A 22,949-nucleotide genomic window follows, 5' to 3' on the forward strand; every position below is an offset into this window, starting at 1 on the left:
TGCCGCGTCCGGATCCCCGGCACGCGGCACCGGACGTGCCTGACGTGCCGACATTCAGGCCACCGCCAGCTCCCCCACGCCGGCCTGGCGCGCCAACCCATCCGGATCGATCAGGTAGATCTTGCCGCGCTCGATCCGCACCAGCCGCTCGGCGCAGAACCTGTGCATCACGCGCGACAGGGTCTCGGGCGTAATCCCCAGCTTCGACGCAATCACGCGCTGCGTGCAGGCCAGCCAGGTGCGCCGCGTGGCAAACGCCTGCTCGCGCAGGAAGCCCGCCACGCGCTGCAGCGCGGTCTGCAGGCTGATTGCCTCGATGTCGCGCATCAGCCCATGCAGCCGGCCCGACAGGTTACGCAGCAGCTGCGCGGCCAGCAGCGGCTCCTGCATGACGGCCTGCCACAGCGCCGCCTTGCCGATCTGCAGCACCAGCGTGCGCGTCTGCGCCTGGCAGGCCATGCGGCCCGGCACGTCCAGGCAGAGCAGGTCTTCGCCGAAGGCCGCGCCCGGGCCGAAGACTTCGATGGCGCGCTCGCAGGCGGCCTCGTCGCCGGCGGGCGGCTGCAGCGCCAGCTTGAGCAGGCCCTCCGCCACGATATAGAGGCCGGCGCACGGCTCGCCGCCACGGAACAGGTATTCGCCCTTGCGCAGGCAGCGCAGCGTGGCCGCGGCGCGCAGCTGCGTTACCACGGCCGCATCGACGCCGCGGAACAGCGGCAGCGCTTCCAGGTTGATGGCTTCACCCATGGTGATGACCTCCTTCGGCATGACTGCCTTCAGCATTCCAGGCCGCATGGCGCGGCGGCAGGCCGCCACTGCGGCGCATCTGCCGCATGCAGCGCAACGCGGACAACAATTGCCAGCCCAGCCAGGCATTGGCCGCGGCGAGCAGCAGGCCGGCGGTGCGCGCCAGCGGCACGGGCGCCAGCGGCAGCGCCAGCAGCAGCAAGTAGGCCGCCAGCAGCAGCCACGCCTGGCGGCGCTGGCGGGCGGGCACGATGATGGCTTGCATGGCCGGCACACGCGCGCGCGGCGGCAGCAGCCGGCGCAGGTGCAGCCAGACCAGGAACGGCACGATCTTGCCCAGCATCGCCGTGACCGGCAGCACGCCGGTGCCGACGAGCGCCATGGTGCCGGCCCACCACGCCAGCGGCATATCCGATGCGGGCGACACGATTGCCGCCGCCCCCAGCACGGCAGCGCCCAGCATGCTGGCGCTGGCCACCGGCCACAGCAGCCACAGCGGGTCCTGGCGGCGCCGCGCGCGCAGCGTGCCTGCCAGCCCGCAGGCGGCCACCACGGCGACGAACGCCAGCCACGCCAGCAGCGCCGCCTGGCCCAGGGCAGGCTGCCCGGGCCACAGCAGGGTTGCGCCGCTGAACAGCGCGAGCGGCACCCAGTGCGCCATCGGCAGGCCACGCGCCAGTGCCGCGGGCAGGCGCCGCGTCTGCCAGAACATCGGCAATACTGTCGTGGCCACGCCGGTCACCAGCGCCGCCAGCCAGCCACCCAGCGCCCAGGCCATATGCATGCCGAGCACTGGCGCCACCGGCATGTGCCACCAGCCGCCGAAGGTGCCGGCCAGCGCGATGCCGCACAGCACCGCGGCCAGCATCGGCGCGCCGATGCCGGCCAGCGTGCGCGTGGTGGCATCGACCGCCGCCACGCGCCGTCCGGCCATGAGCAGCAGCGCGCCGGCAAGCAACAGCAGCACGCCGGCCGCGGCGGCGGCCTGCATGCCTTGCGGCATGCCGCCAAGCAGCCCGAAGCCCAGCCCGGCGGCCACGCCGGCACCGGCAACGGCGACAAACGGCGCCAGCAAGCCGGCACCCGGCACGGCCACGCCCGCCACCACCGGCATCATCTGGAACAACGCGCCCACCATCACCGGCATCAGCATGCCCAGCGCGAGCACATGGACCGCCACCAGCGCCAGCGGCGCAAAGCGGTCAGGCAAGCCGTCGGCGGGCCCGGCCGCGAGCAGCAGCCCTGCCGCGGCGCCCAGCCATGGCGCCGGGACCAGGCAACCGAACACCACCGCGGGACGCGGCGCGCGCTCGTAGTCGAGATTGGCGGCCTTCATTTCGGTTGCCCTGCCTCGCCAGCGCTATGCAATGCCGCCGAGCACGGCATCGAGACCCGGCACATGCGCGCGGCACATCGGGAACAGCACGTTCTCTTCCTTGATGTTGTGCTGCTGCAGCAGCACCACCAGCGTGTCGGTCTCGGCCGCGAGCGCATTGGCGTCGCGCAGCGACAGCCATTCGCGCACGTTGTCCATCAGCGCGCGCACTTCGTCGTGTTCGTGTCGCATCACTGCGGTCGGGCCGCCGGCCATGCCGGTGGCCTGCTCGAAGGCGGGGAACAGCCGCGCCTCTTCCGCACCGAAGTTGCCGGCCAGCGCGGCCTCCAGCTCGGCGAATGCCGCGGCGGCCTGGGTCCAGTCGGCGTCGCGCAGCGCGCCTTCCAGGCGTGCCAGCGCGGCGTCGCAACTGCGGTGCTGCTGCACCAGGGTGTCGATGCCATCAGACATGGTATGGATTCTCCGGACCGGTATTGACCGGATGCTAGGACGCGGCCCGGCGTGGGGATTTGATCGGGGATAAGTCGGGCGCCAATAGCCGGTGTAAGAGGGATCGGTGTGTCGATATATCACAACGTGATATGTCAATAGCGTCGTATCCATCACCATCGCGCTTGACGCCGGCCGCGCAATGCGGCCCCGCGCGCACATGCGACGTGGCCGACCTTGCGTTTTGTTGATCTGGCGCAGGTAGTGCGGCGCCTGTCACGTGGAGAATTGCCTTCGAGACGCGCGCGCGACTGACGACTGACAGCACGCCGGCGTTCCCCTGACAGGTAGCCCCCGATACCGAACCATGCCTTACACCGATCTACCGGCCGATCCCCCGGCCGAAGCGCAGGCCGCCACCCCGCTGCGCCATCGCCTTTCCACGCGCATCATCTCGCTGTCGCTGGCCGTGCTGCTGGTCGTGCTCGGCATGATCTCCGGCACGCTGTGGCTGTCCTGGAAGCTCGAAGGCGCCGGCGCCGCCATCAATGACGCCGGCAGCCTGCGCATGCGCGCCAACCGGGTCGCGATCGAGCTGACCATGGCGCACGCGCAGCGCGACAACGCGCTGGCGATGCAGGTGCAGGCGCTGGACGGCACGCTGGCGCAGCTGCGCCGCGGCAACCCGTCGCGCCCGCTGTTCCTGCCCGACGAGCCCGCCATCCACGCCCAGCTCGCGCGCGTGACGCAGGACTGGCACACCCAGCTGCGCCCGATCGCCATGGCCGGCGCCGACAGCACCGCGCCGGCGCGCTATATCGCCGCGCTGCCGGGCTTCGTGGCGCAGGCCGACACGCTGGTGGGCATGATCGAGCACGACAGCGCGCGCAAGACCGACCTGCTGCGCCTGTCGCAGACGGCGCTGGCGCTGATGGCCTGCGTCGGCACCGTGGCCGTGATCTACCTGCTCTACCTGTGGATCATCCTGCCGGTGCTGCGGCTGCAGGACGGCCTGCGGCGCATGGCCGCGCGCGAGTTCTCGCTGCGCCTGCCGGTGGAAACGCGCGACGAGTTCGGCACCCTCAGCGAAGGCTTCAACCGCATGGCCGGCGAGCTGCAGGGCCTGTACCGCGACCTGGAGGCGCGCGTGGCGCAGAAGACCGCCGAGCTGGAACGCCAGAACCGCGACCTGGAGACGCTGTACGACATGGCGGCGTTCCTGAACCAGGCCAGCGACGCCGACACCATGGCGCGCGGCTTCCTGGCGCGCGTGATGCGCCAGTTCGACGCCGAGGGCGGCAGCGTGCGCGTGCTCGACCCGCGCCACGGCCGCCTGCACCTGCTGGCCAGCGCAGGCCTGCCCGCGGCGCTGGCCGAGGCCGCGTCGTGTGCCGCCGCCGATGCCTGCCACTGCGGCGACGCCACGCGCGAGGCCGTGATTACCATTACCGACCTGCGCGGCAGGCGGGACGGCAGGCAGGACGGCACGCCGTGCGCGCGCAACGGCTTCCAGGCGCTGGCCGCCTTCCGCATCGAAAGCCAGCGCGGCGCCACCGGCGTATTCGCGCTGCATTTCCGCACCCCGCGCGCGCTGCCCGCCTCCGACCGGCAGTTGCTCGAAACGCTGGGCCAGCACCTGGGCACGGCGCTGGAACACTTGCGGCTGTCGGCGACCGCGCGCCAGCTGGCAGTGGTCGAAGAACGCAACCTGGTGGCGCAGGGCCTGCACGACAGCATCGCACAGGGCCTGAACTACCTGAACCTGCAGGTGCAGCTGCTCGACGACGCGGTCGCGCGCGACGACCTTGGCGAGACCCGCGAGATCGTGCCCATGCTGCGCCACGGCGTGGAAGAGAGCTACCAGGACGTGCGCGAGCTGCTCAACAATTTCCGCTCGCGCCTGGGCGGCGGCGAGCTGCGCCCGGCGGTGGAGGACACCGTGGCGCGCTTCCGCCGCCAGTGCCGCACCGAAGCCACGCTCACCATCGACGAGCAAGCCGACGGCATCGGCGCGAGCGGCCGGCCGCTGTCGCCGGAACAGCAGCTGCAGGTGCTCTTCATCCTGCAGGAAGCGCTCTCCAACGTGCGCAAGCACGCGCTGGCCGCGCACGTGACGGTGGCGCTCAGCCACGGCCGCGACTTCCGCCTGGTGGTGGAAGACGACGGCGAAGGCTTCGACCCCGCCGAACTCGCCACGCGCGCCGACGCGCATATCGGCCTGAACATCATGCGCGAGCGCGCCGCGCGCCTGGACGCGCAACTGCACGTGCAGGCGGCCCCCGGCCGCGGCGTGCGCATCGAGCTGGTGCTGCCGCGCCGCGCCCCACAGACCACCGAGACCCAGCCATGACCATCCGCATCCTGCTGATCGACGACCACACCCTGTTCCGCTCCGGCATCCGCGCGCTGCTGCAGCGCCAGACCGATTTCGAGATCGTCGACGAAGCCGCCGACGGCGTGGAGGGTATCAAGCGCGCCAAGCAGCATCGCCCCGACGTGATCCTGCTGGACCTGAACATGCCCGGCCTGTCGGGGCTGGAGGCGCTGCAGCTGCTGGTGGAAGACCTGCCGCAGACCGCGGTGATCGTGCTGACGGTGTCCGAGGAAGCCGAGGAGCTGGCCGCCGCGCTGCGCAGCGGTGCGCGCGGCTACCTGATCAAGAACATCGAGACCGAGGCGCTGATCGCCGGCATCCGCCGCGCCGCCGCGGGCGAGCCGGTGATCTCCGACAGCATGACGGCCAAGCTGGTGGCGCAGTTCCGCACGCCGGCGCCCGCCGCCGCGCCGCGCCACGACGACGCGCCGCGCCTGACCGCGCGCGAGCGCGAGATCGTGCAGGGGCTGGCGCGCGGCGAAAGCAACAAGGAAATCGCGCGCGATCTCGGTGTGGCCGAAAGCACGGTGAAGATCCACGTGCAGAACATCCTGAAGAAGCTCAACCTCGCCAGCCGCGTCCAAGTGGCGGTCTACGCGGTCGAGCACGGCCTGACCGAGGCGGGCTGAACGCGCACCCATCCACTTCGCCGATGCTGCGCCGATGTGCTGTGCCAATGTGCTGCACGAGCCGTTGTGCAGCGCGTCAAAGCCGCTCGCGGCGCACGGCGTCGTCCGATTCCTACACCGATATCAGTCCCTGCCCGGAGGGACGCGGCCGGGCCGTGGCATAGGCTGAACCTTGAGCAGTGGCCTTTCAGATGCGCGGGCCGCTTCGGTACGGAAGCCCCGGCTTCCCCGATCCACGAACAAGGAGCAAGCCATGGGAATCGGCACTATCCTTCTGATCATTCTTGTCCTGCTGCTACTGGGTGCCCTGCCAGCCTGGCCGTACAGTTCCGGCTGGGGCTACTGGCCAAGCGGCGGCCTGGGCCTGATCGTCCTGATCGTGCTGCTGCTCGTGGTTCTCGGCCGGATATAGCGTTCCGGCCGCCCAGCGGGCGATGGCGGCTGGCAGACCCTATCGTCATTCCCGCGCAGGCGGGAATGACAGTGGTTAACTGACAGCAGCACATCTTTTACCCCATCTTTTCTGCACCCTCCAAGGAGACTGACATGCCAGCCAAATCGAAGGCGCAACAGCAGGCCGCGGGAGCGGCGCTCTCCGCCAAGCGCGGGGACAAGAAGGCCGGATCGCTGAAAGGCGCCTCGCGCTCGATGTACAAGTCGATGAGCGAAAAGGAACTCGACAAGATGGCATCGACCAAGACCAAAAAACTGCCGAAGCACAAATCGGAGCGCTGATCCGTTCCTTTCCTCCCGTCGTTCCCGCCGGGGCGGGAACGGCGCGCCGTTTCAGCCTTTCCCGTTCTCGTAGTCTTCTGGCCTGCCACAAAATCCCGGCAGCCGCCTGGCCTTGGGGCTGCGCGCAAGCTTGATCGATTCGGACAGCGCCAGCCCGAAGCCCGCGATGCTGTGGAGATCCTGCACCACCCGATCGCGCAGGAAGCCGGCCCAGCGGAAATCCCCATAGGCATTGCCCGGCTTGCGGTAGGCGCCGGCCGCGCGCGCAAACGCTGCCAGGCTGCGGTACGGGTCATCGCGCATGCCCATCACGGTGGGCGGCAGCGCCTTGTGGCCCTGCAGCTTGCCGTGCTCGTCGTATGGATGGATATGGCCGAGCTCGCGCATGCGCTTCCAGAAGGCGGACGGCCCCAGTTCGCTCAGGTCGCGCAGGATGCGCACCGGCGCCTTGCGGTAGCCCAGCTCCAGCCACGCGCGCGCCCAGTGATGGTGATCGACGATATAGAGGCTGCCGCCGGGGCCCGCCACGGTCTTGATGCGGTGCCTGCGCATGAAGCGCCGCAGCGCCGCGCGGTCGCGGGGGTCCGCGTGGCGCTGCGTGACTTCCTTCTTGTGGCTGACGTGGATATAGCCCAGCGTGAGCTGCGTGGGACGCAGCCGCGCCAGTTCGGCAATGGCATTGCCGTTCCTCGCGCTGGCGCGGTCGCGCCGTTCAGTCGTGTTCGGCACGCTTCTGGTTGACGAAATGCTCGAGCTCGCTGCCGGGATCCTCGTTGCCGGTGGATTGCTCGGCCACCGATTCCCGTGCCAGCGGCCGAGGCCAGTATTCGCCCTCGCCGTCCCGCACCGGCTCGCCGTGCACGTTCGGGTCGAAGTCGGTCCACTGGCCGCATTCCCAGCGGCCCTGTGCGCGCTCCAGGTCGCTCGCGCCGGCTTCGCGCAGCACGTCGACCACGACCGACGACAGGCCATTGCCGACGCAGGCGGCCAGCATCACGTTGCCGGCGCTCTTGTCGGCTTGGGTCTCGGGCTGCGCTTCGCCAGGCGGCCGTACCGACATGATGGAAACGTCCCACACCGAAAAACCCCGCGCGAACAAGATCCGCGCCGCGTCTTCGGCGCTGGCGATGGAGTCGAAGCGACCCGCTACGATCGGTGACATGGTGGCTCCCTGCTATCGATGAATGGAGGCGGTACTTCCCCAGGCCGCTTGCAAGAGCCACGCCCGCGCCGGATTTACCCACGGTAGCGGCCGTGGCGGCGCGCGGAACGTGCAATTTTTGCAAGCGCGGCGCCCGAACTACACGGCGTCCCTGGCGTGTGGGGACAGCGACGCCCGCTCAGCCGTTGACAACCTCGCCGCCGTTGATGTGCAGGACCTGCCCCGTGATATAGCTCGCCGCATCCGAGGCGAGGAACACGAAGCCCGCCGCCACTTCGAACGGCTGTCCCGGACGGCCCATCGGCGTCTTCTTGCCGAACTCGGCGACTTCCTCCGCGGTAAAGGTGGACGGGATCAGCGGGGTCCAGATCGGGCCCGGCGCAACACCATTGACGCGGATGCCGCGCTCGACCACCTGCAGCGCGAGCGAACGCGTGAACGACACGATCGCACCCTTGGTCGCCGAGTAGTCCAGCAGATGCTTGCTGCCGCGATATGCAGTCACCGACGTGGTGTTCAGGATCGACGCGCCCGCCTTCATGTGCGGCAGCACCGCGCGCGTCAGGTGGAACATGGCGAAGACATTGGTGCGGAAGGTGGCCTCGACCTGGTTTTCGTCGACGTCTTCGAGGGATTTCTCGGGATGCTGCTCGGCGGCGTTGTTGACCAGGATATCGAGCTTGCCGTATTGCTGCAGCGTCTGGCGGGCAACCGCTTCGGCATGCCTGCAGTCGGCCAGATCGCCTGCGACGGCGAGGCACTTGCGCCCGGCGGCTTCGACCAGTTCGACGGTTTCGCGGGCGTCGGCATGTTCATCGAGGTAGGCGATGGCAACGTCGGCGCCTTCGCGCGCGAAGGCCACCGCGATGGCGCGGCCGATGCCGCTGTCGCCGCCGGTGATCAGCGCCACGCGCCCTTGCAGGCGGCCGCTGCCGACGTAGTCGTCCGCGCCGCTGTCCGGCTGCGGCCGCATGGGTGCTTCCAGCCCGGGCTGGCGTTCCTGGTGCTGGGGTGGGACGCTCTTCGGTGTGGACATGGCTGACTCCTGTCTGCTGTCAGTGGAGGGCGCGCTGGCCCATGCGCGTGCCGCGCAAGTTCCATGCCGCTGGGATGCACTCTGCATGCTGCCTCGGCAGCGCGCCGCGCCAGCTGCGGTGACGTGGCAGCCGCCCGTAACCCTTACATCGCCCGGCAATCCTTACAGCGCAGCAGCCCGCGCAGCGGCGTGCCGGCGCGCTGGCGAAGGGGCACGGATTTTGCGGCTTTCGCTGTGCCTGTGCGGCTTTCCCCCGCGGAAACCACCGCACTTCAACGGCCCGGCGCCGCAGCCAGTCCTTTGCGCGGGCTACGGCCAAGCCGGACCATTCAGCCAGGAGGCAAGCAATGTTCAACTTCCGCAACGACCGCGGCAGCCGCCGGGGCAATCAGGACCAGGGCCGGCAAGCGGGCCGGCGCGACGAGAGCCAGGGCAGCGGCTCGGAAGACTGGGGCCAGGAATGGGGCGAGGACTGGCGCGGTGATGAGCGCGCAGAGCAGCGCGAAGGCCGCGGCGACTGGCGCGGTGAGTGGCGCGGCGAAGGCCGTGGCCGCTCCGGCACCGGCCCGTATGGCGGTGAGCGCGGCAATGAGCAGCGGGGCGATGAACGCCGCGGCGGCGAATCCGCGCGCCACGGCGGTCCGTGGTACCAGCAGGATACGCCCGCCGGCCAGGGCCGCGGCAGCTGGGGCCAGCCGGGCTATGGCGCTTCGGATGCCGGCGGCACCGGTCATCCCTACAGCAGCGGCTACGGCGGCTATCGCCCGTCGGTGCAAGACAGCGGCTATCGCAGCCAGGAACGGGACTCGGGCTATGGTTACCGCGACGAAGACCGCTTCGGGCCGCGCGGCCGCGGCGGCGAGCGCGATGACCGGGGCAGCGGCGGCGAGCGCGGCGGCCGCGCCTTGCACTGGCGCGAAGGCATGGAGCGCGACCGCAGCCAGCGCGGCGGCGAGCCAAGCTATGGCAGCGGCTACTATGGCGATTCCGCCAGCGGCGGCCAGTCGTTCAGCGGCGGGCAGCGGGTCTATCCGGACGATCACGGCTATCGCCGCAGCCGGGCCTTCGGCCAGCAGGCGGCCGCGCAGGGTTGGAGCCAGCACAGCCAGCACGCTGGCAGGCGCATGACCGGACCCAAGGGCTACCACCGCTCGGACGAGCGCGTGCGCGAGGATGTCTGCGAGCGCCTGGCCATGAATCCGTACATCGATGTCGGCGAAGTCAGCGTGGAAGTGGCCAACGGCGTGGTCACGCTGGACGGCACCGTGCGCGAGCGCCGCGAGAAGTATGTCATCGAGGAAATCGCTGACGCGGTGTTCGGCGTGACCGAGGTCGACAACCGGCTGCGCGTGGAGCGCGGGCAAGGTGGCCAGGGCGACCGCGGTTCGGCCTGGGCCGCCGGCTCGGAAGTCGGCGGCGAAGACACCGGCACGTCGCCGGAGCGCACGCTGAACAAGAGCTGAGCCCCAGACGACATCGGCGCGGCGCAGCCACGCGCCGCGCCGCGCCGAGATGCCACGCCATCCCCGCAAGTTTCGTCCCGGCAGCAAGCTGATGGTGCCCCTGGACGCGCTGCACCCGACCCAGATCACCGTCGGTGGCTATCACGTTGCGCAAAAGGTCCACGTGACGCGCCGCGTGCCGCCCGAGGACCGCGCTGCGTTCCTGGACCGGCACCGCGTCCATCTGGTGGTCGGGCCGGAACAGGGCCTCTACGTGGTCGACCACCACCACTGGGTGCGCGCCTGGCACGACCTTGGCCTGACCCACGTGCCGGGCATCGTCCACGCCGATGCCAGCGATCTCGACGTGCCGGCATTCTGGCGCCACATGGTCGCCAACCACCTGGTCCACCCGTATGACGAGCACGGCCGCCGCCGGCCGCTGGCCGAGCTGCCCGAGGCCATCCACGACATGCGCGACGACCCCTACCGCAGCCTGGAGGCGTTCGTGCAGCTTGCCGGCGGCTATCGCAAGGTCAAGACCGCCTACCCGGATTTCCGCTGGGCCGACTATTTCCGCCGCAACGTGCCGGGCCCGTTCGACACGGCGCATGAATTCGCCGCCGCCCTGGCGCACGCGTTCCGCCTGGCGCATGCCACAGGCGCGCGCGAGCTGCCCGGCTATCTCGGCCCGCTGCCGTGCTGAACCCCTGTGCCGAAATGGCCAGTCACCGAATGGCCCCCCCACCAAATGGCCACCCGCCGGCTCCCCGCTCAGCCATCGCGCTGCACCGCGGCCAGCAGGCGCAGCAAGCGGGCTTCGTCAGCGCGCAGCCGGGTCACCGACGGCGCCCTTCCGCCGGCTTCGAGCACGCCGCACAGGTAAGCCTCGATGACGCCGGGATGCACATAGCACTTGCGGCAAACCGCCATGGTATTGCGCAGCTGGCGCGCCACCTCGCGGATCGCGTCGGCCACGGCCTTCCTGCGCGCCGTTTCGCTGGCTGCCGGCGGCAGCTTGCGCAGGATTGCCAGCGCATGCACGCTGCCGGCCCAGGTGCGGAAATCCTTGGCGGTAAATTCGCCGCCGGTCGCCTCCTTCAGGTAGGCGTTCACATCGGCCGAGCCGATCTCGCGGATCTCGCCGTCGCTGTCGCGGTACTTGAACAGCCGCTGGCCCGGCAGGTCGGCGCAGTTGCGCACGACGCGCGCCAGGCGCGGGTCGTTGACCGAGACGTCGTGGGTGATGCCGCTCTTGCCGGTGAACTGGAAGCGCAGCCGGCTGCCGCGCACGGTCACGTGCCGGCGCCGCAGCGTGGTCAGGCCGTAGGTGCGGTTCTGCTGCGCGTAGCGCGGCGAGCCCACGCGCACCAGCGTGGCATCGAGCAGCACCACCACCGCCGCCACGACTTTCTCACGCGGCATGCCGTTGCGGCGCAGGTCGCGCGCGGCGCGGGCGCGCAGCCGCGGCAGCACCGCGCCGAAGGCGGGCAGGCGCGCGTACTTGTCTGAATCGCGCAGTGCCGCCCATTCCGGGTGGTAGACATACTGCTTGCGCCCGCGCGCGTCGCGCCCCGTGGCCTGCAGATGGCCGCGCGCATCCGGGCAGATCCACACCGACTCGTACGCCGGCGGGATGGCCAGCGCGGCGATGCGCGCCAGCGTGGCGCCGTCGCGCACGCGCTGGCCATCGGGGCGGAGATAGCTGAAGCCGCTGCCCTGGCGGCGCCGCGTGATCCCCGGGCTGGCGTCGTCGACGTAGCGCAGGCCGGCATCGCGCAGCACGGCGTCAAGCGCCGCGGCGGCCTCGGTGGCGGGCAGGGTGCTGTCCATGCAGGCGGCGTGCTGGCAACCGGCGCCACTCGGCGCTGTTCCGCACTATTCGGCGCTGGCCGGCGGCGCGCCGGCGGAACCCGAAGCCGGCGGCGGCACCACCCCGCCCATGGCGACGATCTCGTCGTCGGGCTCCGCTGCCGCGGGCCGCGGCTTCGGCTCCAGGGCACGGTCGGCGCTGACCGGGCCGGCGCGCGCCGCGGTGATCATCTCGCGCAGCCAGTTGACCAGCAGGCTGCTGTAGGCGCGCTGGCTTTCCTCGTCGGTCAGCCCATGGTCGGCGCCCTTGATCACGCGGTAGGTCATCGAGCTGGCATGCACGCATGCGTCGACATAGCTCATCACCGCGGCGTGCGGGACCACCTGGTCGTGCTCGGATTCGATCACCAGCACGTCGCCGTCAAATTCCGCGCAGGCGCGCACGGCGCGGTTGTCTTCGGGCGGGACCACGCTGCGCCGGTACGCCACCAGGTCCTGTTCGCGGTGCAGCTGGCGCTTGGGCAGCTCCCAGCCGGAATCCATGTACAGCGCCGGCGCGCGGAAGCCCATCCAGCGCACCGGGCGCATCGCGCTCAGCAGCGCCGCCAGGTAGCCGCCGTAGCTGCTGCCCACCACCGCGATGGCGTTGCGATCGACTTCAGGCTGCCGCACCAGCGTGTCGTATGCGGCAACCACGTCAGCCAGGTTGCGCATGCGGGTGACGGTCTCGTACTGCGACCTGGTGCCGGCATGGCCGGTCAGGTCGAAGGTCAGGCAGACGCAGCCCAGCCCCGCGACCTTGCGCGCGCGTGCCAGGTATTGCTGCTGGCTGCCGCCCCAGCCGTGCACGAACAGCACGCCGGGCAGCCGGGTCTCGGGACTGATCAGGGTGCCGGCAATGGTGCCGCCCTCGCTTTGAATCTGCAGCAGTTCTTCATGGGTTGCCATGGGAATCGGGCTCCAGCCTTGCGTACTTGGTCAGGGGACCGACGTGGCGGTCCTCTCCCTGGAAATAGATCTCGGCACCGGCGGGCACCTGCACGTTCGCGCCGTACACTTCGCGCGTGGACGCTACCACTTGGGCGCGGCCCGGATCGCTCTGCAGCGCCGCCAGGGCGGCCAGCTCGGCACCGGTGGCACCGCCGACACGCCACGACTGCTCGAGCACGCCGCCAAGCACCTGCTCGCGGTCGGCACCGGGACCCGCGGCCGGGCCGAAGGCCACGTCGTAGTTGCAGCGCGTCAGCACCATGCCGGCATAGCACGCCAGCGCGGCGTCGTGATACACCATCGCCGCGCGCACCGCGGCCAGCGTGCGCGCGTCGAACGGCTGCTGCAGCAGCGTGTCGAAGCCGCCGCGCACCACCGTCAGCGTCGAGCCGCCGTAGACCTGCTGGCCGCGGTTGTTCTGCGTCAGTCCCTGCGTGCCGCAATAGCTGGCGCGCAGTCCGGCCAGTTCCACCTGGCCGACGCTATAGGTCTGGGGCGCGTCCAGATCCCGCTCGACCACGATGCCGTGGGCTTCGACCACGGCGTCGGGCATGGCTTCAAGCGCTTCCTCCAGCGCGCGCTCGCTGTCGACCACGCACTGGCCCAGCCCGCCGATGCCGCATGGCTCCTTCAGCCGCACCGGGCCCAGTGCCAGCAGGCGCTTGCCCGCGGTGCGCGCATCGGCGAGGGTGAACGCAGTGAAGCCCGGCAGCGTCGCGCCGACCACGCGCTGCACGAAGGCCTCGCTCCATCCTTCGGGAGCGGCCGCGCCCGGCGCGACCAGCCCGTGCGTGATCGCCTTGGTGGCGACGAACGCGTACGGCACCACGCCGCCGAACAGGTCGCCCTCCGCATGCACGCCGAGGCGCGCGGCAAGGTCCTGCCCGACCAGCGTCTGCGCGGGCACCAGGTACGGCCGCGGCTGGCCCGGCGCGGCATCATCGTAGGCTCCGGCATAGCCGATGCCTGCGATCTCGGCCACCTTGCGCGCGATATTGGCCATGGTGGTGCCAAGGTGGCTGTCCGGCTGCCCCAGCGAATCGCAGCCGTACACCATGACCGCGCGGGGCGCGGCGGCCGGCCCCATCTGCTTGCGCTTGCTTGCCTTGTTTGGATCGGACACGGGGTGGCTCCTTGCTCGATGACCTGCTGGCGCGACAAGTTGACGGTTACCGCGACCTTGGGCGCCGCGGCCCGGTGGTGCGGCTTATGGACTGGCGCCGGCGGCGGCACGCGCATCGGCGCCGCTGCCGCCGTCCTCGGGGCGGTACTTCCGCGAGGCACGCGCGTGCTGCTTGGCCGCGTGGTTTTCGCGCGCCTCGTCCAGCGAATGGCTCATCTTGACGCCGTCTTCCTTGTCGGCGAGTTCGGCCAGGTGGCGGTAGAAGGTCACCAGCTGGCGCAGCTCTTCCTCGTCGAGGTCTTCGATCGAAACCAGCATGTTGCTGGCTTCGCGGTGCGAGGCCAGCAGCTCGTTGAGCTTGAGGTGGACCGCCACGGCATCCTTGTTCTGGCTCTGCTGGATCAGGAACACCATCAGGAAGGTGACGATGGTGGTGCCGGTGTTGATCACCAGCTGCCAGGTCTCGGAGAACCCGAACATGGGCCCGGTGATGGCCCAGGCGGCCACCACGCCGAGCGCGAGCACGAATGCAGCAGGGGAGCCGGCATGGCGCGTGGCACCGCCCGCGAAGCGGTCAAACGCGTGGCATATGCCGGCACGCTTGCCGGACGGTGGCGGAGGATTGAAGCCCGGCAGGATCGGGCTGGACTTGCTCATCGTTGCGCTCCTCGATTGCACTTGCCCCTTCGCGCCGTGCGCCGGCGCGGCGGCATGCTGATTTCATTGTATGGAGAGCATGGGGCCGGCGTGCAGCGGGCGCAGTCCTACAACGCGCGCGGCACTTGCCCGCGGGAATGCTTCTTGCGCCGGACATGGTTTTCCTGTCGAGGAGCCGACGAGATGAAACAGAATGCCCCTTCCCCCTCCACGCCCCCCTCCACGCCCCCCACCACGCGCCCCACCGCCGCCGACGACGAAGCCCTGCGCGTGGCGGTGCGCGCCGAGATCGCCGCGGCATTCGACGGCCGCTTTCCCGACGGCGTGACGCTCGAAGTCGCGGATCGCCGGGTCACCGTGCGAGGCTGCGTCGAGGATGTCGACACCGCGCAGCGCATCGAGAAGGCCGCGGCCGTCAGCGCCGGCGTGCTCGGCGTGCACAACGCGCTGTCGCTGCGCCACGAACCCCCACCGGAGGCACCGGCGCAGCCCGAAGACAGCGGCATGCAAGCCGACCCGTCGCAGCGCCCGTACGGACAGATCAACCACAAGGTCTGACTCCACGCAAAATAGAAGCGCCGGATCAGATCCGGCGCCTCGTTCATCGCTCACTGGCCCACAGCGCCGTCTCCCCGGGTCACGCCCATGGATCGTAGCGGTCCGCTTCCCAATACGGCGAAATGCCGTAGTACTGGTGAATGCTGGTGGCCCACTGCGAATCGGCCATGCTCGGCCAGTGGTCCTTGTCAAACCCGGGCGCGGCCTTGAGCCGGTCTTTCTCGACGCCGAGCACGAAGCACTTGCGGCGCGTGTCCAGCGTCAGCGCGGACCACGGCAACGCAAACAGCTTCTCGCCGATGCCGAGGAAGCCGCCCATCGCCAGCACCGCATACGCGACCCGGCCGCCCAGGACATCGATCATGATGTGGTCGATGGTGCCGATGTCGTCGCCCGCCGGGTCGACCACCTTGTTGCCCTCGAGCGTATCGGCGGCCATCACGAACGGGCCGGGGCCCGGGGAATTGCGGTCGATGCCGCCGACGATCGATGCGCCGCGCGGCTGCTCGCCAGGGGATTCAGGTTGGACTGGGGTCATGGACACCTCCGTTTCGGGTTGGCTGCAACAAGTCGCTGCAGAAGGTCTGCTGCAGAAGGTCGCTGCAGAAAGTCATTCCGTGCGGGGCCGGCTGCCCTGTGCCTGGCGGCGCGCGTCTGCCGGCACCGGCGGCACCAGCGGGTCGAAATCCACCCAGCGGCCGTCGACCCATTGCCCGTCGGCCCGCTCCACGTCCTTGGCGCCTTCCCGGCGCAGCAGGTCCGCGACCGCGGCGGTATCGCCGCCGGGAACGTGCGCGGCCAGCAGCACGCCGGCGTTGCGCACCGGCGGCTGGCCGGTCACCGGGTTGCGACGCCCATCGCGCGCCAGCGCCAGTGCGCCCGCGAGCGAGCCGAGGTACGCGCCCAGGCCCACGGCAAATACCAGCACCAGGATCGACACCGGCGGCACGGCGGACAGCGCCGCCACCAGCATCGCGCCCACGGCAGCGCCGGCCGCGGCGCCGATCACCACGCCGGCAATGGCACCGGCGCCGGACTTGCGCGCGCCGGCATCGACCGCGTGGTCTCCGCCCACCGGGTAAGCGGCGTGCTGCCCGGGCGGGTTGACATAGAACAGGCTGAGGTCCTGGTCCGCGAAGCCACGCGCCTTGAGGCGGCTGGCGACGGATTCGGCGGTACTGAAGCTGTCGAATCGACCTGCGACGATGGCGGTCATGCTGGCTCCCTTTCTTGTTGATCGGAATCGCCCACCGGCTACGCTAGCGGCCGCGTGCGCTGCCCTTGCGCTGGCCCGCCGGCTTGGCTCCCACGGGCTGCTGCTCGCTGCCGCGCTTGAGCTTCCAGTCGACGTCGTCGCGCGCGGTATGCGTCTTCCTTTCGGCATGCATGGCGGCGCTGGGCGAGATCGGGTCGCTGGCCGGGAAGGTCATCTCCAGGGAGTCGTCGACGGCGGCCTGGTAAGTCCTGGCTTCCTTGCCGCGCAGGGGCTTGTCCGCGGCGGCGCTGGCGCGCATCGCCTGCGGCTTGTCAGCCTTCGCGGCCTTGGCTGCAGGCCGAGCCGCGCTCTTTGTCGCGGTCTTTGCAGCAGGCCTGGCGGTCTTTGCAGCAGGCTTGGCGGCCTTGGCAGCGGGCTTCGCTGCCGGCTTCGCTGCCGGCTTGGCCGCTGGTTTTGCCGCAGCCCTGGTCGCAGTCTTTGCAGCAGGCTTCGCGGCCGGCTTGGCGGCCGATCGCGCACCAGGCTTGGCCGAGGATCTTGCGGTGGATGCCGAGGATTTCGCGCCGGACGGCTTGCGGGCAACCTGCGCGGCCTTGTCGGACTTGCGGCTGGCGGTAGGCATGGTTGTTCCCTCCTTGGTTGAGTGACTTACCCATGCAAAGGCCGGGCCAGACCGGCCGGGCCGCACCGCCGCGCGCCATCTGCCCGCCGGGCGCCACGCCGGGCGCGCCGCCGGCGCCCGGCCAATGCGCACCGGGCCGGACATGCCGGTAAAAACTACATCGTCAAGCAAAGGATGGAAGGCGCGCACCGCGCGCGGTCACGCCATACGTGGCTGGCGCAGAAACCTGACGGCGATGCAGACGCTGATCCTGTCCTCGTCGCAGCCGTCGCTTTCGGCGCTGAGCACCGCGCCATGCATCTCGACCATGCGCCGCGTGAGCAGCAGCGCGGTGCTCTGCCGTGCCGGCGTGGCACCGTCGGCCGCGGCGCGGCGGCCGAAGAAGTCGGTCAGCGCCGCCAGCCGGCTGGCACTGCGCTGGTGGTCCAGCGGCGGGCTCTCGGTGATGCGCAGCTTCACGTGGGCAGGCTCGCCGAACAGATGCATGGCCACCGAGCCGCCCGCCGGCGCGCGCCAGATGCAATGCACCAGCAGGTGCCGCAGCAACGGGACGAGGCGGTTCGCATCGCCGTCGATGCCATACGCGCCATCCCCCGCGCCGTCGGTGGTGACGGGGGCCAGCAGCACCCCTCGCGCCTCGGCGGCCGGACGGCGGTCGGCAATGGCCTGCGCGGCGGCGTCGAGCAGGTCGATGCGTTGCCAGCTCGGCGGGCGCTCGTCGGCCAGCAGTCGCACCGATTCCTCCATTTCCTCGATCAGCGCCAGCTGCTGCCGGGCGCCGGCGCGAATCCCGTCGAGCGCGCGCTGCGCCGGGGCCGGCGCCGTATCGAAGGCGCGGTCCAGCACGTAGGCCCAGCTCTGGATGGCATTGAGCGATGAACGCAGGTCATGGGCCGATTGCTCGATCAGCGTGCTGACTTCCTGCACCGCGCGCACCACCGCCGCGTCGGCGGAGCCCGCGCCCGCGGCCACCTCCTTGGAATGATCGTCAGAAACGTCCGGCTGGCTGGACGGCGGCTGCGGTTGCGTCATGGTCGGATTGGCGTCTGGTCGGCCAGGTTGTCTGCCTGGCCTGGAAGCAAGAAACGTGCTGCGCGCAGCGCCGGGAGGCCAGCCCGCATGGCATCCCAGGCCAGTCAACCGGTCGCCGACGATCCCGTGTCATTGCGCGAGGCGCGCAGCCACTCGGGCAGCTCCCCGCGGGCGGCATAATCTTCCAGCCGGTTGTACAAAGTCTTCAGGCTGATACCAAGGATCTCGGCGGCGTGCTTCTTGACGCCGGCGCACTGCTCCAGCGTGGCGAAGATCAGCTGGCGGTCGGCGTCGGCCAGCGACATGCCTACCGGCACCGACACCACCGCCGCGCCGGGGGCCTGCGTGGCCGCCACCTGCAGCGGCACCTGCACCTCGGTGATGAGGTCCTCGTCGGCCATGATAAAGGCGCGCTGCACAAAATTGCGCAGCTCGCGCACATTGCCCGGCCAGGCATGCAGGCGCAGGCTGTCGAGCACGCTGGGGGCGAAGCGCCGCTGCGTGCCCTGCTCGCCGTTGAGCTGGTCCAGCATCAGGTTGGCGATCTGGATCACGTCGTCGCCGCGCGCGCGCAGCGGCGGCAGCTCCACCGGGAACACGTTGAGGCGGTGGAACAGGTCGGCGCGCAGCTTGCCGTCGGCCACGGCCTCTTCCGGGTTGCGGTTGGTGGCGGCCAGCACGCGCACGTCGGCATGGCATTCGCGGTTGGTGCCCACGCGCATGAAGGTGCCGGTCTCCAGCACGCGCAGCAGCTTGACCTGCAGCTCGGCCGGCATCTCGGTGATTTCGTCGAGGAACAGCGTGCCGCCGTCGGCGCGCTCGAAGTAGCCCTTGTGCTGGCGGTCGGCGCCGGTAAAGCTGCCGCGCTCGTGGCCGAACATCTCGCTCTCGATCAGCGTGGGCGAGATCGCGCCGCAATTGACCGCAAGGAAGGGCTGGCGGCGCCGCGACGACAGCTCGTGCACGGTCTGCGCGGCCAGCTCCTTGCCGGTGCCGCTTTCGCCGATCAGCAGCACCGTGGCCTCGGTGGGCGCCACGCGCGCGAGCTGGTCATAGACCGCCTGCATCACCTCCGAGCTGCCCATCAGGCGGCCAAAGCGGCCGTAGCGGCGCAGTTCGCCGCGCAGCGAATGGATTTCGGCGCGCAGCTCGCCGGTGGTGGCCAGGCGCTTGAGCACGGTCTGCAGCCGCGCCACGTTGATCGGCTTGACCAGGTAGTCGGTAGCGCCGGCGCGCAGTGCGTCGACCGCGCTTTCGACGCTGGCATAGCCGGTGGTCAGGATCACTTCGACGCCGGAGGCGCCGACCTCGTCGAACAGCTCCATGCCATTGCCGTCGGGCAGGCGCAGGTCGGCAACGATCGCGTCGGGCATGTGCCAGCCGAACTGCAGCCGGGCTTCGCGCAGGCTGCCGGCGGTGGCGGAAGTGAAGCCTTCCATGGCCACGATCTCCGCCAGCGCGGCACATGCGTTTTCATCGTCATCGACAATCAGGATGTGGGGCATACGATCCGTCAGTGAGACTTAATGGAAACTTCTGCGGAACCGGCAAAAATGCCTGCCTGCTTTCCCGCCCCGCGCCCGCCCGGCACCAGGTGCCGCAGCCGCCGCCGCGCGCCATGCGAAGCGCGGCAGGCAGGCATTCCGGGCATTTCAGGACAGGGGCGGCACGGTTCCGACTGCATACTGCCAGTCCACTGCGTAATGCAAGTCTAAGCGCGGCCTGGCGCCGTGGTTGCCGGTGTCTGTCTGACACCGCTGTCGGACCTTTCCGCGCAGGACCGCGCGGCTATGGCAAGGCCCTGTGGCAAAGGCTAGCATAGGAACTTCCCACCCCCACACGACAAGCTCGCCAGGCCCTGACTTCGATCGTGCCAGTGACCACCACGCCTCCGCGGCGCAGCGCCGCCGTCCCCGCCTCCACCCGCCAGGCCACTCTCTCCACGGCGGGCGGGGAAGGCGCGCCGCGCCGCGCCGTGCCCTCGCAGGTCTCGCTGCTGTGGGAAAGCACCGCGCCGGCCATGCAGCGCCTGATGGCCCAGGTGGAGCGGGTGGCGCCGACCGATGTCACCATGCTGGCGGTGGGGGAAAGCGGCTCGGGCAAGGAAGTGGTGGCGCGTGCCGTGCATGAGCGCAGCGCGCGGCGCAACGGTCCCTTTATTGCCGTCAACTGCGGCGCGATCCAGCCGACGCTGATCGAGTCGGAACTGTTCGGGCACGAGAAAGGCGGTTTTACCGGCGCGATCGAGCAGAAGGCGGGGTACTTCGAGCAGGCGCAGGGCGGCACCCTGTTCCTGGACGAAGTCACCGAAATGCCGCTCGAGATGCAGATCAAATTGTTGCGGGTTCTGGAAAGCCGCACCTTCCACCGCGTCGGCGGCGATACGCTGATCGTCACCGACGTGCGCATCCTGGCCGCGACCAACCGCGACCCGGTCGACGCCGTGCGCACCGGCCAGCTGCGCGAAGACCTGCTGTACCGGCTGGCCGTGTTTCCGCTGCATATCCCGCCGCTGCGCGAGCGCCCGGACGATATCGTGCCGCTGGCGCGGCACTTCCTCGCCGAATACAACGCGATGGAACACAGCGACAAGGCCTTTTCGGCCGCTTCGCTCGACCGGCTGGCGCGCTATGACTGGCCAGGCAACGTGCGCGAGCTGAAGAACGCGGTCTACCGTGCCTTTATCCTCGCCGACAAGGTGGTGGAGATCGGCAATCCCAACCTGGCCACGCAGCCGCCGCGGCCCACCACCGTGGACGGCGTGGTCAACGTGCGCGTGGGCACCACGCTGGCCGATACCCAGCGCGAGATCATCATGGCCACGCTGGCGCGCTTCGACGGCGACAAGCGCCAGGCGGCGCGCGCCCTCGGCATCAGCCTGAAGACACTGTACAACCGGCTGGACGCTTACCGGTCGCTCTGAGGCGGTGACGCGCCGGTGGCCGGATCGGCCAGCGCGCGCGACAGCGCGTCGATTGCCAGCGGCTTGGTCAGGTGCGCATGGAAGCCGGCCAGCTTGCTGCGCTGCTGGTCCTCCGGGGTGCCGCGCCCGGTCAGCGCCAGGAAGCGCACCTGCGCGGCGCAGGTCTGGCGCAACGCCAGCAGGACTTCATAGCCCGACATGTCGGGCATCTCCAGATCCAGCAGCACGCAGTCCGGGCGGAAGCTGCCGGCCAGCGCCAGCGCCTCGTGGCCGCCATGGGCCGCGCGCGCCTCGTGGCCGAGCATGTTCAGCAGTTCGGCCATGCTGTCGGCGGAATCGGCATTGTCGTCGACCACCAGCACGCGTCGCCGCGGCGGCGTTCCTGGCGCCGGCGCCGGCGCGGCGGCTTCGCGGCGCGGCGCGGCGGCGCGCGGCAGGATCACGGTAAAGGTGCTGCCCTGGCCCGGCCCGGCGCTGTCGGCCTGGATCGCGCCGCCGTGGGCTTCGACCACGGCCTTGGCCAGCGCCAGCCCGACGCCGAGCCCGCTGCGGCTGCCAGCCTCCGCTTCCTGCGAGAACAGGTTGAAGATCCGGTCCAGCGCCACCGGCGCCAGGCCACGGCCGGTATCGGAGACGATCGTCACCACGCGCGCCGGCTCGACCTGGACCCGCACGCTGACGGTGCCGCCGCGCGGGGTGTACTTGGTGGCGTTGCTGAACAGGTTCAGCAGCACCTGCCCCAGCCGGTTGGCATCGGCGCGCACGTGCGGCGAAACCGCGGGCAACTCCGCCACCAGTTGCTGGCCGGCGGCATCGAGCACCGGCCGGATCGCCTCCAGGCTGTTGCTGACCACGTCGTTGTAAGACGTCGGCGTCAGCTCCATCTTCATCTTGCCCGCGGTCACGCGGCCGACATCGAGCAGGTCGTTGACCAGCCGCTCGAGCTGGCGCAGCTGCCGGTCGATGATCGCGGCGCAATGCCGGATGCGCGCATCGGCGTCCGGCGTCAGCGCGATCACCTCGACCGCATTGCGCACCGGCGCCAGCGGGTTGCGCAGTTCGTGCCCGAGGATGGCAAGGAAGGATTGCAGGCGCCGGTTGCCGGACTCGAGCAGCTCCAGGCGCAGTGCGTCGCTGATGTCGCGCGCGGTCCAGATCAGCCCGGCCGGACACCCCGCGGCATCGCGCACCAGCACCATGCGGGTCTGGCAGCGCACGATCGCGCCATCCTGGCGTGCCAGGCGCTCGTCGCCGGCCCACTGGCCGCAGGCGCGCGCGGCTTCGAGCGCCGCGCGGTCGCGTCCGGCCGCGGCATCCGGCCCGGCGTACAGCAGCGCCAGCGGCTTGCCGATCGCGTCAGCCGCCGCGTATCCGGTCACGGCCTGCGCGCCGACGTTCCAGCTGCGGATGGTGCCATCCAGGTCCAGTTCGCAGACCGCGGTGCCGGGCAGGTTGTCGGCCAGCAGCTGCAGGCGCGACTCCGCCAGGCTGGCGTGCTCGGATGCGGCTTCCTGCACGGTGATATCGCGGCAAGCCACCACGAACCCGCCGGCGCTCGCATGCATGACACAGGCGGCCTGCAACTGGCTGCCGTCCCGGCGCACGCGCCAGCCCCGGTCGCGCGCGCTGCCGGCCCGCGCAGCGGCCTGCTGCCACTGCTGAGGCAACCCGGCGGCGACATCGTCGGCGCGGTGCAGGCAGGAGAAATGGCGGCCGGCGATGTCTTCGGCGCGATGGCCGAACACGCGCCGCGCGGCGTCGGGCCATGCCACGATCAGGCCCGCTGCATCCGTTTCGAACACCGCCACGTCCTCGACTGCATCGAGCAGGCGCCGGTATTGCTCGGTGACCTGCTCAACGACCGGCTCGCCGGCTTGCCCGGGTAGGACGTCTCCCGCCTCTGCCAGATGTGGCGCGCGGGCACCTTTTGCCGCTTGCGGCTCCGACATGGACAAACCCTATGTGGTAGTGAACGAACATGGCAGGCCGTTCAATAGGAACAGATGCGGGCGCCCGGCATGCCACCATGGCCGGCATGCAATGTACGCATGCGGCACGGCTAAATGCCCACCAACCGGCGGGCATCCAGATCCATGATAGGTGTTCGTGGCACCGACCGCGACCGC

The 22,949-nt window shown here is 70.3% G+C and carries 25 protein-coding genes; 9 read left to right on the forward strand and 16 right to left on the reverse strand.

The window, feature by feature from the left end:
* Window positions 1–54 precede the first annotated feature (54 nt).
* Genes JTE92_RS11200 through JTE92_RS11210 form a run of 3 tightly spaced genes read right to left on the reverse strand, consistent with a single transcriptional unit; the run spans window position 55 to window position 2,533 of the window.
* Window positions 55–768 carry a Crp/Fnr family transcriptional regulator gene (locus JTE92_RS11200; protein WP_063237443.1) on the reverse strand — a complete coding sequence of 238 codons (714 nt, stop codon included), beginning with the start codon at window positions 766–768 and terminating at the stop codon, window positions 55–57.
* A complete protein-coding gene (locus JTE92_RS11205; protein WP_063237444.1) occupies window positions 740–2,083 on the reverse strand; it encodes a hypothetical protein in 1,344 nt (447 codons plus the stop codon). The genes JTE92_RS11200 and JTE92_RS11205 overlap by 29 nt, the downstream gene beginning before the upstream one ends.
* A gap of 24 nt (window positions 2,084–2,107) precedes the next feature.
* Window positions 2,108–2,533: a hemerythrin domain-containing protein gene (locus tag JTE92_RS11210; RefSeq protein ID WP_063237445.1), complete on the reverse strand. Its 426-nt coding sequence runs from the start codon at window positions 2,531–2,533 to the stop codon at window positions 2,108–2,110.
* A 346-nt stretch (window positions 2,534–2,879) separates the two neighbouring features.
* Here JTE92_RS11210 and JTE92_RS11215 point away from each other — a divergent pair, with 346 nt between their 5' ends.
* From JTE92_RS11215 to JTE92_RS11230, 4 genes are all read left to right on the forward strand, one after another.
* On the forward strand, window positions 2,880–4,862 hold the full coding sequence (locus JTE92_RS11215; protein ID WP_063237446.1) for a type IV pili methyl-accepting chemotaxis transducer N-terminal domain-containing protein: 1,983 nt from the start codon (window positions 2,880–2,882) through the stop codon (window positions 4,860–4,862).
* Window positions 4,859–5,515, forward strand: a complete 657-nt coding sequence (locus tag JTE92_RS11220) for a response regulator (RefSeq protein ID WP_063237447.1) — start codon at window positions 4,859–4,861, stop codon at window positions 5,513–5,515. The genes JTE92_RS11215 and JTE92_RS11220 overlap by 4 nt, the downstream gene beginning before the upstream one ends.
* A 253-nt stretch (window positions 5,516–5,768) precedes the next feature.
* Entirely contained in the window at window positions 5,769–5,927 is a 159-nt protein-coding gene (locus tag JTE92_RS11225) for a DUF3309 family protein (protein WP_084254457.1), read from the forward strand.
* Between the two features lie 134 nt (window positions 5,928–6,061).
* Window positions 6,062–6,250, forward strand: a complete 189-nt coding sequence (locus tag JTE92_RS11230; protein ID WP_063237448.1) for a DUF3008 family protein — start codon at window positions 6,062–6,064, stop codon at window positions 6,248–6,250.
* A 51-nt stretch (window positions 6,251–6,301) separates the two neighbouring features.
* Here JTE92_RS11230 and JTE92_RS11235 read toward each other — a convergent pair whose 3' ends face one another.
* The 3 genes from JTE92_RS11235 to JTE92_RS11245 all read right to left on the reverse strand — a co-directional run bounded on the left by JTE92_RS11235 (window position 6,302) and on the right by JTE92_RS11245 (window position 8,448).
* On the reverse strand, window positions 6,302–6,979 hold the full coding sequence (locus tag JTE92_RS11235; protein WP_063237449.1) for a ParB-like protein: 678 nt from the start codon (window positions 6,977–6,979) through the stop codon (window positions 6,302–6,304).
* Window positions 6,963–7,412, reverse strand: a complete 450-nt coding sequence (locus JTE92_RS11240) for a hypothetical protein (RefSeq protein ID WP_063237450.1) — start codon at window positions 7,410–7,412, stop codon at window positions 6,963–6,965. The genes JTE92_RS11235 and JTE92_RS11240 overlap by 17 nt, the downstream gene beginning before the upstream one ends.
* A gap of 178 nt (window positions 7,413–7,590) precedes the next feature.
* Window positions 7,591–8,448: an SDR family oxidoreductase gene (locus tag JTE92_RS11245; protein ID WP_063237451.1), complete on the reverse strand. Its 858-nt coding sequence runs from the start codon at window positions 8,446–8,448 to the stop codon at window positions 7,591–7,593.
* 347 nt (window positions 8,449–8,795) lie between these two features.
* On the opposite strand from JTE92_RS11245, the gene JTE92_RS11250 reads away from it, so the two are divergent.
* Both JTE92_RS11250 and JTE92_RS11255 read left to right on the forward strand, forming a co-directional pair.
* A complete protein-coding gene (locus JTE92_RS11250; RefSeq protein WP_063237452.1) occupies window positions 8,796–9,911 on the forward strand; it encodes a BON domain-containing protein in 1,116 nt (371 codons plus the stop codon).
* A gap of 49 nt (window positions 9,912–9,960) precedes the next feature.
* A complete protein-coding gene (locus tag JTE92_RS11255; protein WP_063237453.1) occupies window positions 9,961–10,596 on the forward strand; it encodes a ParB-like protein in 636 nt (211 codons plus the stop codon).
* Window positions 10,597–10,664: 68 nt separating this feature from the next.
* Here the strand turns inward: JTE92_RS11255 and JTE92_RS11260 are convergent, their stop codons facing one another.
* The 4 genes from JTE92_RS11260 to JTE92_RS11275 form a co-directional block, all read right to left on the reverse strand.
* Window positions 10,665–11,723 (reverse strand): DNA topoisomerase IB, encoded by a 1,059-nt coding sequence (locus JTE92_RS11260; RefSeq protein WP_063237454.1) that lies wholly within the window; start codon window positions 11,721–11,723, stop codon window positions 10,665–10,667.
* A gap of 45 nt (window positions 11,724–11,768) precedes the next feature.
* Window positions 11,769–12,650, reverse strand: coding sequence for an alpha/beta hydrolase family protein (locus tag JTE92_RS11265; protein WP_232353406.1), 882 nt, complete (start codon window positions 12,648–12,650; stop codon window positions 11,769–11,771).
* Complete coding sequence (locus JTE92_RS11270; protein ID WP_063237455.1) at window positions 12,637–13,815, reverse strand: DUF3182 family protein; 1,179 nt, start codon at window positions 13,813–13,815, stop codon at window positions 12,637–12,639. Before JTE92_RS11270 ends, JTE92_RS11265 begins: the two co-directional genes overlap by 14 nt.
* An 84-nt stretch (window positions 13,816–13,899) precedes the next feature.
* Window positions 13,900–14,472: a low affinity iron permease family protein gene (locus JTE92_RS11275; RefSeq protein ID WP_063237456.1), complete on the reverse strand. Its 573-nt coding sequence runs from the start codon at window positions 14,470–14,472 to the stop codon at window positions 13,900–13,902.
* Between the two features lie 183 nt (window positions 14,473–14,655).
* On the opposite strand from JTE92_RS11275, the gene JTE92_RS11280 reads away from it, so the two are divergent.
* A complete protein-coding gene (locus tag JTE92_RS11280) occupies window positions 14,656–15,030 on the forward strand; it encodes a BON domain-containing protein (RefSeq protein WP_116386900.1) in 375 nt (124 codons plus the stop codon).
* Between the two features lie 79 nt (window positions 15,031–15,109).
* Here the strand turns inward: JTE92_RS11280 and JTE92_RS11285 are convergent, their stop codons facing one another.
* The 3 genes from JTE92_RS11285 to JTE92_RS11295 form a co-directional block, all read right to left on the reverse strand.
* Window positions 15,110–15,568 carry a PRC-barrel domain-containing protein gene (locus JTE92_RS11285; RefSeq protein WP_063237457.1) on the reverse strand — a complete coding sequence of 153 codons (459 nt, stop codon included), beginning with the start codon at window positions 15,566–15,568 and terminating at the stop codon, window positions 15,110–15,112.
* A gap of 72 nt (window positions 15,569–15,640) precedes the next feature.
* A complete protein-coding gene (locus JTE92_RS11290; protein ID WP_063237458.1) occupies window positions 15,641–16,246 on the reverse strand; it encodes a hypothetical protein in 606 nt (201 codons plus the stop codon).
* 43 nt (window positions 16,247–16,289) lie between these two features.
* Complete coding sequence (locus JTE92_RS11295; protein WP_063237459.1) at window positions 16,290–16,544, reverse strand: hypothetical protein; 255 nt, start codon at window positions 16,542–16,544, stop codon at window positions 16,290–16,292.
* 10 nt (window positions 16,545–16,554) lie between these two features.
* On the opposite strand from JTE92_RS11295, the gene JTE92_RS11300 reads away from it, so the two are divergent.
* Complete coding sequence (locus JTE92_RS11300) at window positions 16,555–16,893, forward strand: hypothetical protein (RefSeq protein WP_204620454.1); 339 nt, start codon at window positions 16,555–16,557, stop codon at window positions 16,891–16,893.
* A 173-nt stretch (window positions 16,894–17,066) separates the two neighbouring features.
* On the opposite strand, the gene JTE92_RS11305 is transcribed toward JTE92_RS11300, so the two are convergent.
* Together JTE92_RS11305 and JTE92_RS11310 are read right to left on the reverse strand one after the other, a co-directional pair.
* On the reverse strand, window positions 17,067–17,900 hold the full coding sequence (locus tag JTE92_RS11305) for a sensor histidine kinase (RefSeq protein ID WP_063237461.1): 834 nt from the start codon (window positions 17,898–17,900) through the stop codon (window positions 17,067–17,069).
* 104 nt (window positions 17,901–18,004) lie between these two features.
* Complete coding sequence (locus JTE92_RS11310; RefSeq protein WP_063237462.1) at window positions 18,005–19,405, reverse strand: sigma-54-dependent transcriptional regulator; 1,401 nt, start codon at window positions 19,403–19,405, stop codon at window positions 18,005–18,007.
* Window positions 19,406–19,770: 365 nt separating this feature from the next.
* Between JTE92_RS11310 and JTE92_RS11315 the strand changes: the two genes are divergently transcribed.
* Window positions 19,771–20,823, forward strand: coding sequence for a sigma-54 interaction domain-containing protein (locus JTE92_RS11315; protein WP_063237463.1), 1,053 nt, complete (start codon window positions 19,771–19,773; stop codon window positions 20,821–20,823).
* Here JTE92_RS11315 and JTE92_RS11320 read toward each other — a convergent pair.
* The gene (locus JTE92_RS11320) at window positions 20,808–22,772 is read right to left on the reverse strand and encodes a hybrid sensor histidine kinase/response regulator (RefSeq protein WP_063237464.1); all 1,965 of its coding nucleotides are present in this window, start codon (window positions 22,770–22,772) and stop codon (window positions 20,808–20,810) included. The two genes, JTE92_RS11315 and JTE92_RS11320, sit on opposite strands and share 16 nt — an antisense overlap.
* Window positions 22,773–22,949 lie beyond the last annotated feature (177 nt).

This window comes from Cupriavidus oxalaticus (genome assembly GCF_016894385.1).
Lineage (GTDB): Bacteria > Pseudomonadota > Gammaproteobacteria > Burkholderiales > Burkholderiaceae > Cupriavidus > Cupriavidus oxalaticus.